The sequence below is a fragment of the Stenotrophomonas maltophilia genome, assembly GCF_002799245.1.
Taxonomy (GTDB): domain Bacteria; phylum Pseudomonadota; class Gammaproteobacteria; order Xanthomonadales; family Xanthomonadaceae; genus Stenotrophomonas; species Stenotrophomonas maltophilia_S.
Genome location: NZ_NEQV01000002.1, coordinates 14992 through 29613, shown reverse-complemented (window position 1 = coordinate 29613; position 14622 = coordinate 14992). Strand labels below are relative to the sequence as shown.

Genomic DNA, 14622 nt, shown 5'->3' with positions numbered 1-14622 from the left:
CGCTTATGCCCCCACGTGCAGGTCGCGGCGGGCATTGAGGTAGTCGGCGGCGGTGATTGCCTTGCCGCCTTCGCGCTGCAGCGTGCGCAGGCGCAGCGCGCCCTGGCCGCAGGCGATATCGATGCCATCGCGGCTGGCCGCCAGCACCGTACCCGGTGCCTGGCCATGCGCCAGGTCCAGGGCGACCGCGCCGTGGATGCGCACGCGCTCGCCGGCCAGCGTGGCCTCGGCGATCGGCCACGGATTGAAGGCACGCACGGTACGCGCCAGCGCATCGGCGTCCTGCCCCCAGTCCAGCCGGGCTTCGGCCTTGTCCAGCTTGTGCGCGTAGGTCACGCCCTGCCCGGGCTGCGGCCGCGCGATCGGCTTGATGCCGGCACGCAGCAGGCCCAGGCCATCCGACAGCACCTGTGCGCCCAGTTCGGCCAGCTTGTCATGCAGCTGGCCGCCGGTATCGGTGGCGGCGATCGGCAGTTCCTGGTGCAGCAGCACCGGGCCGGTATCCAGCCCCGCTTCCATCTGCATCAGGCATACGCCGGTGGTCGTGTCGCCGGCCTGGATCGCCCGCTGGATCGGCGCCGCGCCGCGCCAGCGTGGCAGCAGCGAAGCGTGCACGTTCCAGCAGCCGTGGGTCGGAATGGCCAGCACCGCCTTGGGCAGGATCAGGCCATAGGCCACCACCACCATCAGGTCCGGCTGCAGGTCGCGCAGCTGCTGCTGGGCAGCCTCGTCCTTCAGCGATTCGGGCTGGTAGACCGGGATGCCACGGGCGACGGCCTCGAGCTTGACCGGCGATGGTGCCAGGCCACGGCCTCGGCCGGCCGGGCGGTCAGGCTGGGTATAGACGGCCACGACCTCGTGGTGGCGCGCCGCGGCGCGCAGCGACGACACCGCGAATTCCGGCGTACCGGCAAAGACAATCCTCATGGCTACCCCACTTGCAGGATGGATTCGTGCAGGAAAGAAAACGGCGCCGTCGGCCGGCGCCGTACAGCCCGCGCGCGTCGCGCAGGCACGGGCCACCCGAAGGGCGGCCCGGATTGGCGATCACGCCACGTGCTTGCGCTGCTTGGCCAGCTTCTTGCGGACCATCTCGCGCTTGAGCGGCGACAGATAGTCGATGAACAGCTTGCCGTCCAGGTGGTCCATCTCGTGCTGGATGCAGGTGGCCAGCACTTCACCGGCCTCCAGCTGCTGTTCCTGGCCGTTGCGGTCCAGGTACTTCACGGTGATGGTGTCGGCGCGGGTCACGTCGGCAAAGATGCCCGGGACCGACAGGCAGCCTTCCTGGTACACCCGGCCCCCGTCCTTGGCGACGATTTCCGGGTTGATGAACACATGCGGTTCATTCTTTTCTTCGCTGACGTCGATGACCATGAAGCGCTTGTGCACGTCCACCTGGGTGGCCGCCAGGCCGATGCCCGGGGCGTCGTACATGGTCAGGAACATGTTGTCGATCAGTTCCTGGAAGGCCGGCGTGGTGACTTCGGCGGCTTCGATCAACGCAGCCTTGGTACGCAGGCGCGGATCGGGGAACTCGAGAATGGGGAGAAGGGCCATGGCTGTTTCCGGATTGGGGGCCGGCACGCCGGCATACGTCGCAGATTCTAGCTCCAACGCTTGCCTTGCGCCCCGGTTTCTGGACTATAGTGCGCGGACCTGTTGGGGAATCAGGGCTTCACACCTATGTTGCTTCGTTTTCGTACGGTCGTCGCCGCGGCGATGCTGACCGTGGCTGCCTATGCTACCGCCGTGGAAGTGAATGGCGGGCACCCGGACACCTATGTGGTCCGAAAAGGGGATACGTTGTGGGATATCGCCGCACGTTTCCTGCAGAAGCCCTGGCTGTGGCCGGAGATCTGGCAAGCCAATCCGCAGATCGCCAACCCGCACCTGATCTATCCAGGTGACGTGCTGAGCCTGGCCTATCTGGACCGGGTGACCGTGTCCCAGGCCGGCCCGCGCCAGGAAGCCCCGATCGACGCCATTCCGCTGGCCCAGGTCGAGCCGTTCCTGAAGCAGCTGAGCGTTGTCGACAGCGTCAAGCAGCTGCCCTACGTGGTCGGCCTGGAGGACAGCCGCCTGCGCGTGTCCGGCGGCGACACCGTCTACGTGCGCCTGGCCGATGCCCAGGTCGGCCAGCGCTGGGCCGTGGTACGCCCGACCGTGCGCTACGCCCAGCCCAAGCCGACCGAAGACCTGACCGCCAATGGCGACGTCACCCCGGGCAGCGGCAACCTGTGGAAGGCCTACAACGCGCCCAACGCCCGCCGTGGCGTGCTCGGTTACGAGCTGGCCCAGGTCGCTACCGGCACCATCACCCAGATCGCCGGCGGCAAGGTCGAAGCCTCCACGCTGGTGCTGGACAAGAACGTCGGCGGCCGCGAAGTGCGCGCCGGCGACCGCCTGGTACCGGTCGAGGCCAGGCCGTACGACCTGCAGTTCGTGCCCCACGTGCCCGCCGCGGGTGTCGAGGGCGTGGACGTGCGCGTGCTGGCCGTCACCGACATGTTCACCGCCGGTGGCCCGCGCGACGTGATCGCGATCTCGGCCGGCCGCGCCCAGGGCGTGGACAACGGCACCGTGTTCTCGCTGTGGCGGCCGGGCCGCCATGTGGCGCACCGCATGAAGTACCCGACCTCCTCGCGCATGGACGACTCGCTCAGCACCGGCGCGGGCCGGGTCTCGCTGCCGGACGAGTATGCCGCGCATGCGATGGTGTTCCGCACCTTCGACAACGTCAGCTACGCGCTGGTGATGCAGGGCGTGAAGCCAGTGCAGGTGGGGTACAACGCGCTGCACCCGGACGCGAAGTAGGCGTGGTCAGGACTGCCGGCCGCAGGCCGGCAGTCACCTCCGGGATACTCTGACAGCGACATGCGAAGGCGCCCTAGGGCGCCTTTGTTGTGTGCAGCCGATAGTGGGGGATGACCACGCATGCACATGAGGCGCTGCTGCGCCTGTTGATGGCGGGAGGCGCACTGGCACCACGACGGGCCCTGCTGCAGGCCACGGGCGGTGCGGAAGCCGCCATCGCGCAAGGCGCCGCGAACTGGCGCGCACACGGTTGCACGCCGGAGCAATGCTCCGCGCTGGAACGCCCCGATACCCGGGCCTGGACAACCACCCGGCGCTGGCTGGAACAGGACAACCATCACCTGCTGCCCTGCACCGATCCGGTCTTTCCGCCAGCGCTGCTGGAGGCACCCAATCCGCCGCTGGCCCTGTTCGTGGCCGGTGACCCCAGCCTGGCCTGGCGCCCCTCGGTGGCGCTGGTCGGCAGCCGCTCACCCACCCCGGGCGGGCGCGCACTGGCCGCACGCTTTGCCGGCTGCTTCGTCGAGGCGGGCCTGGCGGTGACCAGCGGCCTGGCCGCAGGTATCGATGCGGCCGCGCACCAGGCCACGCTGGAAGCCGGTGGCTGCACCGTGGCGGTGATCGGCACCGGCCCCGACCGGGCCTATCCGGACAGCCACGCCCGGCTGCAGGCGCGTATCGCCGCCGAAGGCGTGGTGCTCAGCGAGTACCTGCCGGGTACGGCTGCCCGCCCAGGCCACTTCCCCGCGCGCAACCGGCTGGTGGCCGGGCTGGCGCTGGCCACGGTGGTGGTCGAGGCCGCGCAGCGGTCGGGCGCGCTGATCACCGCGCGCCTGGCCGCCGAGGCAGGCCGCGAGGTCTGTGCCCTGCCCGGGTCGGTGCTCAACCCGCGCGCGGCCGGCTGCCACCGCCTGATCCGCGAGGGCGCGGCACTGGTCGAGCGCCCCGAGGAGGTCCTGGAACTGCTCGCCCCCGCCCTTCGCCAGCAGCTGCCGGGCTTGCAATCGCGGTTGGCCACCCCCACTGAACAGGCACCGCCGGCGCTCCTGCCGGCGCGCTGGGCCGACGACCCTGACTACCAGTGCTTGTGGCGGGCCCTGGACCACAACCCAAGCGGTATGGATTCACTGATCACGCGCTGTGGATTGACGGCGTCACAGGTGTCCTCCATGCTGCTGGCCATGGAACTGGCGGGAATCGTGGTGTGCGTACACGGCCGCTACTGTCGAACTCCCTAGTTTCTTCACCTCCACAGCGTCGCGCGACGCAGGCCGAGGGGCAATGAAAGAGAGCATCCTGGATGTACTGCTGTACCTGTTTGAACACTATTTCAGCGAAGATGCGGACCTGATCCGTGACCGCGATTCGCTCCAGAACGGCCTGATCCAGGCCGGTTTCAGTCCCACCGAGATCAACAAGGCGTTCGACTGGCTCGATGCCCTGGCCGCCCAGCGGCCGAGCGTGGCCCAGGCGCGGGTCGATGGCCCCGTGCGCATCTACCATGGCCCCGAGCTGGACAAGCTGGACGTGGAATGCCGCGGCTTCCTGCTGTACCTGGAACAGCACGGCATCCTCGACGCCGACCAGCGCGAGCTGGTGCTGGACCGGGCGATGGCGCTGGACCAGGACGAACTGGACCTGGACGACCTGAAGTGGGTCGTGCTGATGGTGCTGTTCAACCAGCCCGGCTCCGAAGCGGCCTATGCCTGGATGGAGACGCAGATGTTCATGGACGAGCCAGAACCCCTGCACTGACCGTACACTTGGGGGCATAGCGCATTCAGGAGCGTCCCCGTGAGCGAGTGGTTCCATGCAGAAGGCAACCGGCAGCAGGGCCCGCTGCCGGCGGAACAGTTGGTCGAATTGTTCCGCAGCAACCAGATCTCCCTGGACACCCTGGTCTGGCGTGACGGCCTGCCGCAATGGCAGCCGTTGCGCACCGTTGTCGATGAGCTGGGCCTGATCGTGCCGGCACTGGACGTTGCCGCGCCAGCCGTGGAACCCGAGCCCGAACCAGAACCGGTGGCGCCACCTCCGCCGCAGCCGCCGGTGCTGCCGCCGTCCACGCCCTATGCCGCGCAGACGCCGGCCGGGATCCTGCCGCCGCCGAAAAAGAAGCTCTCCGGTTGCGCCCTGACCGCGATCATCGCCGGCGGCCTGCTGCTGGTGCTGGTGCCGATCGTGGCCATCCTCGCGGCGATCGCCCTGCCCGCGTACAACGACTACACCGTGCGCGCCAAGATCGCCAGCGCGGTCACTGCCCTGCAGCCGCTGAAGCAACAGGTGCAGCACTTCGCCGACGACGAAGGCCGCTGTCCCGGTGCCAACGATGCCGGCTTCCCGGCCCCGGGTGACTTCACCCAGGCCGGTCTGTCGGCGGTGAACATCGGCCGCTTCAACAACGGCCACTGTGGCATCGAAGCAACGCTGGCCGTGCCCGGCAAGAGCCTCGATGGCGACCTGCTGTGGCTGGAATATGATCGCGACAGCGGCCGCTGGGAATGCAGCGGTGAAAGCGACGACAAGTACCTGCCGCCGTCGTGCCGGGGCTGAGCCACGCGCACGGCAGCATCTCCAAGGACGATCCAACAGGGAACATGCAATGACTGAGTGGTACTACGCCGAAGGACAGCAACGCCAGGGCCCGCTGCCGGTCCAGGACATCCGCCAGCGCTTCCAGCGCGGCGAACTGAACCTGGATACCCTGGTCTGGCGCGAAGGCATGGCCCAGTGGGCGGCACTGCGCCAGGTGGTCGACGAACTCGGCCTGCAGACGCTGGCCGACGCCAGCACGGCCACCGCCAGTGGCGGCTTCGACCTGCGCAGCGACTACGCCGCCATCGACAACGGCACAGCACCGCTGCCTGGCACAGGCGCGCTCAGCAGCTCGCCCTACAGCGCCCCGGCCGCCGCCGGTGCCGGTGGCCCGCAGCCGGTGATCGGCGGCGAGGTGGTCTACGCCGGCTTCTGGAAGCGCGTAGCGGCTTACATGATCGACTACTTCGTACTGGCCGTTCCGGGCGGCATCATCGGCGCCATCATCGGCGTGGTGCTCGGCGCCAGCATGGGCGCGGTGGGCAGTGGCGAGACCTCCATCGAAATCGTCGCGCAGCTGGCCAGCGCCCTGATCAACATGGCCATCGGCGTGGCCTACTACACCTGGTTCCATTCCTCGCAGGGCGGCGCCACGCTGGGCAAGATGGCGGTTGGCATCAAGGTCGTGCGCAGCAACGGTGACCGCCTGACCAGGGGCCGCGCCTTCGGTCGCTACTGGGCCATGCTGCTGAGCAGCTTCACCCTCGGCATCGGCTTCCTGATGGCAGCCTTCACCGAGCGCAAGCAGGGCCTGCACGACATGATCTGCGACACTCTGGTGGTCGACCGCTGGGCCTACACCGACCAGCCGCACCTGCAGCGCCATGAGCTGGGTACGGTCACCATCGTGATCCTGGTGCTGACCGGCCTGCTGTCGCTGGCGGGCCTGGTGCTGCTGGTGGCCGCGGTCGGCTTCATCGCCAAGATGGCCTCATGAACGGCCATCCTCACGTCTGGCTGCTTGACAGGGGCTGGCCGGGCGTGATTCCTCTAATAAGGTGAAACCTGAACGCCCGGCACACTACCGGGCGTTCAGCGTATTGATTTGTCCGTGGCCGCTTCACTAATGCGGCCGTTTGCTCCACCCTAGCGGCCCCTCCCCTGCGGCTCGCCCCACAGACACTGCTGCCATGCCCAAGCACCTGCTCATCGTCGAATCGCCGGCCAAGGCCAAGACGATCAACAAATACCTCGGCAAGGACTACACCGTCCTGGCCTCGTATGGGCATGTGCGTGACCTGATTCCGAAGGAAGGCGCGGTCGACCCGGACAACGGGTTCGCCATGCACTACGACGTGATCGACAAGAACGAAAAGCATGTCGATGCGATCGCCAAGGCCGCCAAGAGCGCCGACGACATCCTGCTGGCGACCGACCCGGATCGCGAGGGTGAAGCGATCAGCTGGCACATCGCCGAGATCCTGAAGGAACGCGGGCTGGTCAAGGACAAGCCGATGCAGCGCGTGGTGTTCACCGAGATCACCCCGCGCGCCATCAAGGAAGCGATCAGCCAGCCGCGCGCGATCGCCAGCGACCTGGTCGACGCCCAGCAGGCGCGCCGCGCGCTGGACTACCTGGTCGGCTTCAACCTGTCGCCGGTGCTGTGGCGCAAGGTCCAGCGCGGCCTGTCCGCCGGCCGCGTGCAGAGCCCGGCACTGCGCATGATCGTCGAGCGCGAGGAAGAGATCGAAGCCTTCATCGCACGCGAGTACTGGTCGATCGCTGCCGAGTGCGCGCACCCGTCGCAGCACTTCAACGCCAAGCTGATCAAGCTGGACGGGCAGAAGTTCGAGCAGTTCACCGTCACCGACGGCGACACCGCCGAAGCCGCCCGCCTGCGCATCCAGCAGGCCGCGCAGGGCTCGCTGCATGTCACCGACGTGGCCAGCAAGGAGCGCAAGCGCCGCCCGGCGCCGCCGTTCACCACCTCCACCCTGCAGCAGGAAGCCTCGCGCAAGCTCGGTTTCACCACCCGCAAGACCATGCAGGTGGCGCAGAAGCTGTATGAAGGCGTGGCGATTGGCGACGAAGGCACCGTCGGCCTGATTTCGTATATGCGTACCGACTCGGTGAACCTGTCGCAGGACGCGCTGGCCGAGATCCGCGATGTGATCGCCCGTGACTACGGCATCGCCTCGCTGCCGGACCAGCCCAACACCTACCAGACCAAGTCGAAGAACGCCCAGGAAGCGCACGAAGCGGTGCGCCCGACCTCGGCCCTGCGCACTCCCTCCCAGGTGGCGCGCTTCCTGACCGACGACGAGCGCCGGCTGTACGAGCTGATCTGGAAGCGTGCGGTGGCCTGCCAGATGATCCCGGCCACGCTCAACACGGTCAGCGTGGACCTGTCGGCAGGCAGCGAGCATGTGTTCCGTGCCAGCGGCACCACCGTGGTGGTGCCCGGCTTCCTGGCCGTGTACGAGGAAGGCAAGGACAACAAGAGCGCCGAGGACGAGGATGAAGGCCGCAAGCTGCCGGCGATGAAGCCCGGTGACCGCGTGCCGCTGGAACGCATCCAGGCCGAGCAGCATTTCACCCAGCCGCCGCCGCGCTTTACCGAAGCGGCGCTGGTGAAGGCGCTGGAAGAGTATGGCATCGGCCGTCCCTCGACCTACGCCTCGATCATCCAGACCCTGCTGTTCCGCAAGTACGTGGAAATGGAAGGCCGCAGCTTCCGCCCGTCCGACGTCGGCCGTGCGGTGTCCAAGTTCCTGTCCAGCCACTTCACCCGGTACGTGGACTACGACTTCACCGCCAAGCTGGAAGACGAGCTCGACGCCGTCTCGCGTGGCGAAGAAGAGTGGATCCCGCTGATGGCCCGCTTCTGGGAGCCGTTCAAGGAACTGGTGGAAGACAAGAAGGAATCGGTGGACCGTGCCGAGGCCAGTGGCGCGCGCGAGCTGGGCACCGACCCGAAGACCGGCAAGCCGGTCAGCGTGCGGCTGGGCCGCTTCGGGCCCTACGCGGCGATCGGCAGCACCGCCGAAGACGCCGAGGAGAAGCCGAAGTTCGCGTCGCTGCGCCCTGGGCAGTCGATGCACACCATCTCGCTGGAAGACGCGCTGGAACTGTTCCTGATGCCGCGTGCGCTGGGCGAGGACAACGGCGAGCCGGTCAGCGTCGGCATCGGCCGCTTCGGCCCGTTCGCCAAGCGCGGCAGCACCTATGCCTCGCTGAAGAAGGAAGACGACCCGTACACCATCGACCTGGCCCGCGCCGTGTTCCTGATCGAAGAGAAGGAAGAGATCGCGCGCAACCGGATCATCAAGGAGTTCGAGGGCAGCGACATCCAGGTGCTGAACGGCCGCTTCGGCCCGTACATCAGCGACGGCAAGATGAACGGCAAGATCCCCAAGGATCGCGAGCCGGCATCGCTGACCCTGGCTGAAGTGCAGCAGTTGATGGAAGAAACTGGCAAGCCGGTGCGCAAGGGCTTCGGTGCCAAGAAGGCCGCCGCGAAGAAGGCACCGGCCAAGAAGGCTGCAGTGAAGAAGGAAGCGGCGCCGAAGAAGGCCGCGGCCAAGAAGGCGCCGGCGAAGAAAGCGGTAAAGAAGGCTGCCGCGAAGAAGGCCCCGGCGAAAAAGGCCCCGGCGAAGAAGGCCCCGGCGAAGAAGGCCGTCAAGAAGGCCGCGAAGTAGATCCACGCCCTGCGTGGATGAGGTGGTGAGGAGTGCGGACCAACGGTCCGCACCCACCCCAACGGTGCGCACCCATCCCAACGGTGCGCACCCACCCCAACGGCCGGCACCCACCACGGATGCCGGCCAACGGCCGGCACTACCGACAGGCTTCGCTCCACCCCTTCTGCACGCAGCAGGGGGATAATGAAGGCCCACGTCGGGCCGGTCGCCGCCATGAAAGAACTCACCCTGGACTCTGCTGTCGCCACGCTCCGCGCCGGCGGCGTGATCGCCTATCCGACCGAAGCAGTCTGGGGCCTGGGCTGCGACCCCTCGCATGAGGCGGCGGTGCACATGGTGCTGCGCCTGAAGCAGCGCCCGATCGAGAAAGGAATGATCCTGGTTGCCGCCGAACTGTCGCAGCTGGAGGGCTGGGTACGCCTGCAGGCGTTGCCCGATGCCCGCCAGCGCGCGGTGCTGGCCAGCTGGCCGGGTGCCAACACCTGGATCCTGCCGGCTGGTTCGCGCGCCCAGCCCTGGATCACCGGCGAGCACAGCGGCATTGCCGTACGCATCAGCGCCCACCCGCTGGTTGCCGCACTGTGCCGCGCCTGGGGTGGCCCCCTGGTCTCCACCAGCGCCAACCTGGCCGGTGAACCACCGGCACGCAGCCGTACCGAGCTCGACCCTCGCCTGCTGCGCCTGCTCGACGGCATCCTCGATGGCGAGACCGGCGGCCTGGCCCAGCCAACCCCGATCCGCGACGCGCTCAGCGGCAACGTGCTGCGCTCCTGAACCGACGATTGCACTGCCGCGGACAATCGCGCACCCTGCCGCCATGAACCTGCTGCGCACCGCCCTGGGCCTGTGCCTGCTGCTGCCGTGGACCGCAGCGGCCGCCGAGGACGTGCGCGTGTACCGCTGTGTCGCCAGCAACGGCGCCGTGGCCCTGCAGGACAAGCCATGCAGCAGCGGCCGGCAGGAAGTGCGTGACCTGCAGCGCCCGCGCGACCCGGCACCCCGGGTGGTGCGCAGCGACGCGACACCCGCACCGCCGGACGAGGTTCCGGTGATGCGCGATCGCGAGGTCCGCCACGTCTACATCCAGCCGCCACAGCCCTTGTACGAGTGCGTGAGCGACGACGGTCGTCGCTACACCAGCGACAACAACGAGGGCAATCCGCGCTGGGTACCGTTGTGGACCAGCGTCTGGCTCCCGCACGGGCACCACGGCCCGGTCCATCCCGGCCCACGCCCGGCCTTCGGCACGCCGATCGGCCCCCCCATCGGTGAAGGAACCGGCTACCGGCCGCCAGCGGTGGGCGTTGGCGTGCAGGTTCCGGCTGGCAGCGTGCTGGTCCGCGACAGCTGCCATGCGCTGCCGCCGCAGGAGGTCTGTGCGCGCCTGCGTGACCGCCGCTGGGAACTGGACCGCCGCTACAACAGCGCGCTGCAGAGCGAACGCACCGCCATCAGCAACGAACAGCGTGGCATCGATGCGCGCCTGTCGCGGGACTGCGAACGCTGAGCGCAGCGGCGGCCGTGGCATGTACGCTGTGCGCATGAAGAATCCGATCTGGCTGGCCCTGGGCCTGTTCGCCGGCAACGCATTGGCCGACGACGGGGTGATCTACCGCTGCACCTCCAGCAACAGCGACGTACCCACCCTGCAACGCATGCCCTGCCCTGCCGGCAGCAAGCAGCAGGTCGTGCGGATTCCGGCGGCCGCCAGTGCGCCCCCTGCGCCGGCCACACCGGCACCTGTGCCGGCACCAGCCGAACCGGCGGCAGCGAGTACAGCGCCCGCTCCCGCGCCCGGCCCCCGTCGCCCCGACGAAGGACGCACGATCATGGAAGCCGGCATGGTCGAACGCGAAGGCGGCGATCTGATACTCGACAGCGCAACGCTGCCGCGCCAGGCCGATGCCGCGCCCGACCGCAATGCTCCGCCGAAGCCGCCGCTGCCACCGATCTTCCAGTGCACCGACAGCCAGGGCGGTGGCTACCTGCACGAATACGAAGCTGCCCCCGGACGCTGCGAACTGATGACCGTGCAGGGCCTGGGTGGCGCCACGCCGGTCAACGCCGCCGGCTGCGAAGTGGTGCGCGACCGCTGCGAGGAACTGCCGGACGCGCAGCGCTGCAGCAGCTGGCAGCAGCGCTTCCGCGACGCACGCGGCCGAGAGCGGTTCGCCTCGCCGGAAAACCGCGACAACGCCCGTGGGGAACGCGAACGCCTGCAGGGCGTGCTGGAGGCCAGCAACTGCCCGGTACCAGGGTGACCGCAGCCACGCAATCCGTGCGTGACGTGGATCTGCTCGACCGCGGCGGCAGGGCCGCACCTGCGCGTGGGGTGGGTCTGTTGTAGAGCCGGGCCCATGCAATGCTGCCGAGCATGGGTTCGGCTCTACAGTGGGAGCACTCAGAACCCGTAGCGCAGGAAACCGCCATCCACTGCGATGCACTCGCCGGTGACATAGCTGGCCGCTGGCAGGCACAGGAAACCCACGGCTGCGGCCACCTCCTCCGGCTCGCCGATGCGGCGCATCGGCGTACGATTGATCACTTCCTCGTAGTAGTCCGGGTCCGACAACGGACCGGACGTGCGCCGCGTGCGGATGTACCAGGGAGCCACCGCATTGACCCGGATGCCATCCTCCGCCCACTCGACGGCCAGGTTGCGGGTCATCTGGTGCATCGCGGCCTTGGTCATGCCGTAGACCACGCCACTGCGCACGTGGGTCAGGCCGGACACGCTGCCAACGTTGACGATCGACGACGAAGCGTGCCGGGCCAGCAGCGGATGCGCGTAGCGCGACAGCTCGAACGCCGAGAACAGGTTGGTCTCGAAGATCCTGCGCCATTCGTCCTCGGAATACTCCGTGGCCGCCTTGGTGACATTGCCACCGGCATTGTTGACCAGGATATGCAGGCCATCGCTGTGGTCTTCCACCCAGTCCAGGATCTGGCGGCGGTCCTCGTCATCGGAGACATCGGCAGCCAGCGCGTGCACCTGGTGCTGCGGATACACATCCAGCAGTTCGTCGCGCGCCGTCTCCAGCATGTCGATGTCGCGGCCGACGATCATCAGGTCGGCGCCGAGGCCGGCCAGCTCATGCGCGATGGCCAGGCCGATACCGGCGCTGGCGCCGGTGATCAGGGCAGTCTGGCCGTCCAGGCGCCACCGTTGCTGGGTCATGTGTCCTCCGGGGCCGCGCCCGCTGTGTTTCGATGCAGCAAGGATACGCGCTCACGGCGGAGCCCTGCCGGAGATGCGACACTGCGTACACGCTCATCATGGAGTGCCGCCATGCGCATCCTGATCCTGTCCACCTCCCTGCTGGCCACCGTGCTGCTGACCGCCTGCCAGCGCCCGCCGACACCGAACCCGGAAAAGCCACCGGAACCGCGGGCCATGGCCCGCGCGATCCAGCAGCCGCTGGACCGTGCCAAGGGCGTGCAGAAGACCGTCGATGACGCCGCTGCGAGCGAGCGCAAGGCCGAGGCTGACGCGACACAATGACCGGTGGGGTCAGAGCCCTTTGCGCTGCAGAGGGATCCGGCCCCATGAACGAAAACGCCCGGCCAAGGCCGGGCGTTCTCATTCAATACCGTTGCCGGTCAGAACCCGCAGAAACAGTACGCCAGCGCCTTCACCGGTGCGCCATTGCCCTTTTCGCGGGCCGCGTTCTCGACGAAGCGCAGCTGCGTATCCACTTCCGGCATCGTGCGTGCCAGCATCATCCGCGCCATGCCCGAATCGGACAGCATCCAGGCACCGGCGCGGCTGCCAGCGAAACCGCTGACGAACTGCGCGAACGGCGTGGCCGCCTTCTCGATGTAGCGCACGCGGTAAGCGTCGGCCTTGCCGAGCTTGGCACGGCTGGCGGCGTCGGCCACGGCATCCTTCAGGCCGCCGAAGGCATCGACCAGGCCCCGTTCCTTGGCCTGTGCACCGCTCCACACGCGGCCGCGGGCGACCTCGTCCACCGCCTCGACCGGCTTCTTGCGGGCGTCGGCGACGCGACCGGTGAAGTCGGCATAGCCCTTGTTGATCACCGTCTGGATGACCTGGCCCACGGCCGGGTCCATCGGGCGGGTGACATCGAAGGCACCCGCGAATCGGGTGGTGCCGACACCATCGGTGTGCACGCCGATCTTGTCCAGCGCGCGGCTGAAGTTCGGCACCATGCCGAAGATGCCGATCGAACCGGTGATGGTCGACGGATCGGCGTAGATGCGATCGGCATTCATGCTGATCCAGTAGCCACCGGAGGCGGCCAGGTCACCCATCGACACCACCACCGGCTTGCCGGCGGCCTGCAGCGCCACCACTTCGCGGCGGATCTGCTCGGAGGCGAACACTTCACCGCCCGGCGAATCGACGCGCAGCACCACCGCCTTCACGTTGTCGTCGTCGCGCGCAGCACGCAGCAGCGCCGAGGTCGACTCGCCACCGATGCGGCCGGCCGGCAGGTCACCACCACTGATTTCGCCGGCAGCCACCACCACGGCCACCTGCGGACGCGAGTCCACCGGGTTGCGGCGTGCGTCGAGCAGGGCCAGGTAGCGGCCGAAGTCGACGTTGCGGAAACCGCCGTCGGCATCTTCGTCGGCCACGCCGCGCTCGATCATCAGGTCCTCGAACTCCTCGCGGGTCTTCAGCGCGGTCACCAGCTTCTGCTGCAGGGCGAACTTGGCCAGGTCGCCACCGGCGGCAGCGATGCCTTCCGGCAGCGTGTCGATGCCGGCGGCCAGCTGCGCCGGATCCAGGCGGCGGGCCTTGGCGATGTCGCCCAGGTAGCGCTGCCACACGTCGTTCATCCAGAACAGATCGGCTTCCTTGGAGGCCGGCGACGCGGCGTCGAGCACGTACGGCTCGGCCGCGGACTTGTATTCGCCCACCTTGAACAGGTGCACGTCCACGCCCAGCTTGTCCTGCAGGCCGGTGCGGAAGTACTGGCGGTAGCGGCCGAGGCCTTCGAGCACGACCGACCCCATCGGGTCCAGGTAGACCTCGTCGGCCTGCGCGGCCAGCAGGTACTGCGACTGGCCCATGCTCTCGCTGTAGGCCACCAGCTGCTTGCCGGAAGCGCGCAGATCCTGCAGCGCGGCGGCCACTTCGCGCAGCGAGGCGAAGCCGGACGGCTGCAGCTTGTCCAGCTCCAGCACCACGCGCTCGATCTTCTTGTCTTCCTTGGCCGACTCGATCACCCGCAGCAGGTCGCGCAGCTGGATCTCCTCGGCACCGTTGTCACCCACCGCCTTGGCCAGCGCGCGGCTGACCGGATCGGCGCTGAACTGCTCGACCAGGCGGCCTTCCGGCGCGATCACGAGCGTCGTGCGGTCCTGCAGCGACTTGCTGGCACCGGCGCCCATGCCGGCGGCGATGACGAACATCACCAGCAGCAGGAACAGCAGGCCGAAGAACACCAGGTTGAGGATCAACCGGCGGGTGAAGTTCATGACGTCCCACAGCCCGATGAAGAAGCTGGCGACGGGATTGCGACGCGCCGGGGGCAGCGGGGGCACGGGTTGATTCATGGAACGCTCCGGATGGCTTCTAGCCGTGGTACCAGCATAGCCGGTG

General features: G+C 68.2%; 14 protein-coding genes. 10 read left to right on the top strand and 4 right to left on the bottom strand.

Annotated features, from left to right (window positions below):
- Positions 1-3: 3 nt before the first annotated feature.
- Entirely contained in the window at positions 4-927 is a 924-nt protein-coding gene (gene fmt, locus B9Y64_RS06085) for a methionyl-tRNA formyltransferase (protein ID WP_100439936.1), read from the bottom strand.
- Between the two features lie 120 nt (positions 928-1047).
- Positions 1048-1560, bottom strand: coding sequence for a peptide deformylase (gene def / locus B9Y64_RS06080; RefSeq protein WP_008267110.1), 513 nt, complete (start codon positions 1558-1560; stop codon positions 1048-1050).
- A 126-nt stretch (positions 1561-1686) separates the two neighbouring features.
- Between def and B9Y64_RS06075 the strand changes: the two genes are divergently transcribed.
- The 9 genes from B9Y64_RS06075 to B9Y64_RS06035 all read left to right on the top strand — a co-directional run bounded on the left by B9Y64_RS06075 (position 1687) and on the right by B9Y64_RS06035 (position 11314).
- Positions 1687-2817, top strand: a complete 1131-nt coding sequence (locus tag B9Y64_RS06075) for a LysM peptidoglycan-binding domain-containing protein (RefSeq protein WP_032958270.1) — start codon at positions 1687-1689, stop codon at positions 2815-2817.
- A 110-nt stretch (positions 2818-2927) separates the two neighbouring features.
- Entirely contained in the window at positions 2928-4055 is a 1128-nt protein-coding gene (gene dprA, locus B9Y64_RS06070; protein WP_100439935.1) for a DNA-processing protein DprA, read from the top strand.
- A gap of 43 nt (positions 4056-4098) precedes the next feature.
- Entirely contained in the window at positions 4099-4572 is a 474-nt protein-coding gene (locus B9Y64_RS06065) for a DUF494 family protein (RefSeq protein WP_005419622.1), read from the top strand.
- Between the two features lie 39 nt (positions 4573-4611).
- On the top strand, positions 4612-5370 hold the full coding sequence (locus tag B9Y64_RS22450; RefSeq protein ID WP_100439934.1) for a pilin: 759 nt from the start codon (positions 4612-4614) through the stop codon (positions 5368-5370).
- 49 nt (positions 5371-5419) lie between these two features.
- Complete coding sequence (locus B9Y64_RS06055) at positions 5420-6349, top strand: RDD family protein (RefSeq protein WP_100439933.1); 930 nt, start codon at positions 5420-5422, stop codon at positions 6347-6349.
- 193 nt (positions 6350-6542) lie between these two features.
- Positions 6543-9050 (top strand): DNA topoisomerase I, encoded by a 2508-nt coding sequence (locus B9Y64_RS06050; RefSeq protein WP_100439932.1) that lies wholly within the window; start codon positions 6543-6545, stop codon positions 9048-9050.
- Between the two features lie 186 nt (positions 9051-9236).
- Complete coding sequence (locus B9Y64_RS06045; RefSeq protein ID WP_100439931.1) at positions 9237-9827, top strand: Sua5/YciO/YrdC/YwlC family protein; 591 nt, start codon at positions 9237-9239, stop codon at positions 9825-9827.
- 43 nt (positions 9828-9870) lie between these two features.
- Positions 9871-10560: a DUF4124 domain-containing protein gene (locus B9Y64_RS06040; RefSeq protein ID WP_100439930.1), complete on the top strand. Its 690-nt coding sequence runs from the start codon at positions 9871-9873 to the stop codon at positions 10558-10560.
- Positions 10561-10594: 34 nt separating this feature from the next.
- The gene (locus B9Y64_RS06035) at positions 10595-11314 is read left to right on the top strand and encodes a hypothetical protein (RefSeq protein WP_100439929.1); all 720 of its coding nucleotides are present in this window, start codon (positions 10595-10597) and stop codon (positions 11312-11314) included.
- A gap of 140 nt (positions 11315-11454) precedes the next feature.
- Here the strand turns inward: B9Y64_RS06035 and B9Y64_RS06030 are convergent, their stop codons facing one another.
- Positions 11455-12231: an SDR family oxidoreductase gene (locus B9Y64_RS06030; RefSeq protein ID WP_100439928.1), complete on the bottom strand. Its 777-nt coding sequence runs from the start codon at positions 12229-12231 to the stop codon at positions 11455-11457.
- Between the two features lie 111 nt (positions 12232-12342).
- Here B9Y64_RS06030 and B9Y64_RS06025 point away from each other — a divergent pair, with 111 nt between their 5' ends.
- Complete coding sequence (locus tag B9Y64_RS06025) at positions 12343-12555, top strand: hypothetical protein (RefSeq protein WP_100439927.1); 213 nt, start codon at positions 12343-12345, stop codon at positions 12553-12555.
- Between the two features lie 98 nt (positions 12556-12653).
- Here the strand turns inward: B9Y64_RS06025 and sppA are convergent, their stop codons facing one another.
- Complete coding sequence (sppA, locus tag B9Y64_RS06020) at positions 12654-14576, bottom strand: signal peptide peptidase SppA (RefSeq protein ID WP_075676073.1); 1923 nt, start codon at positions 14574-14576, stop codon at positions 12654-12656.
- Positions 14577-14622 lie beyond the last annotated feature (46 nt).